Annotated in this window: 1 protein-coding gene and 1 pseudogene; both read right to left on the reverse strand. The window is 65.3% G+C overall.

Translation table 11 applies throughout. The annotated features are described in order from the left end of the window. Positions 1-1,015, reverse strand: a 1,015-nt coding sequence (locus ABT116_RS48460; protein ID WP_351647922.1) for an acetaldehyde dehydrogenase (acetylating), incomplete at its 3' end; no start/stop codon positions are given. Between the two features lie 70 nt (positions 1,016-1,085). Next, a pseudogene (locus ABT116_RS48465) lies at positions 1,086-1,175 on the reverse strand (hypothetical protein); the annotation flags it as partial.

Here is a 1,175-nt window from a genome sequence, read left to right on the forward strand (position 1 = left end):
GCTCGGCGTGCGAGGCGACCAGCTGCGACTTGAGGTAGCCGGACTCGACGGCCGCCATCGCGCCGCCCATCTCCTGGATGCGGTCGATCTCGGCGGCGATGCGCTCCGCGATCTGCATTCCGGCGGACGTCATGATGTCGAGATTGCCGGCGTACGCAGGCAGGTAGTGTGCAGCACCCTCGACCTCGAGGAACACCGACACCTGATGGGTGGGGCGATTGCCGTCGACGAGCAACGTCTCGACCGGCTGGTCGGCCGGGATCTCGGTGATCTGGACTTCCTGCTTGAGCCGGTAGCCGGGAACATACGCGGAGACGTCGCCGACCATTTTCTCGATCGACTGACGGATCTCCTCGTGAACAGCCGGGTCCGGGGCGTCGACGAGGCAGAAGACCGTGTCGCGCATGATGAGCGGCGGCTCAGCGGGGTTGAGGATGATGATGGCCTTGCCGCGGCGGGCGCCGCCGACAGCCACGATCGCCTCGGACGTGGTCTCGGTGAACTCGTCGATGTTGGCGCGCGTTCCGGGACCTGCGGACTTGGAGGCGATGGACGCGACGATCTCCGCATACGCCACCGGGACCACCCGAGAAACGGCGGCAACCATCGGGATCGTGGCCTGGCCACCACACGTCACCATGTTGACGTTGGGTGCATCCAGGTGCTCGTCCGCGTTGACGGCCGGCACGACGTACGGGCCGATCGCTGCAGGCGTCAGGTCGATCATGCGCTTGCCGAGGGGAGCCAGCCGCGCGTTGTTGGCGACGTGAGCCTTTGCCGAGGTGGCGTCGAAGACGATCTCGATCTCGTCGAAGTTCGGGAGACCGATCAAACCCTCGACACCTTCAGCCGTGATCGGCACGTTCAGACGCGCAGCACGGGCGAGGCCGTCCGACGCCGGGTCGATGCCGACCATCGCGCCCATCTCCAGGTAGTCGGAGTTGCGCAGCACCTTGATCATCAGATCCGTGCCGATGTTGCCCGATCCGATGATCGCGACCTTGACCTTGCTCATGCTTTGTCCTCTTCGCTGGAAAAACTGGTGGTGACGGAACCGAACCCGGAGACGGTCACGGTGACTTCGACTCGCCGAGGACGATGGCACCGATCTCGCGCTCCTCGAGGTTGAGGGCGAGGCCGAGGGTGCCGTCCTCGAACTTCAGCAGCTCGTTGGC

The organism is Streptomyces sp. NPDC002130 (assembly GCF_040296465.1).
Taxonomy (GTDB): Bacteria; Actinomycetota; Actinomycetes; order Streptomycetales; family Streptomycetaceae; genus Streptomyces.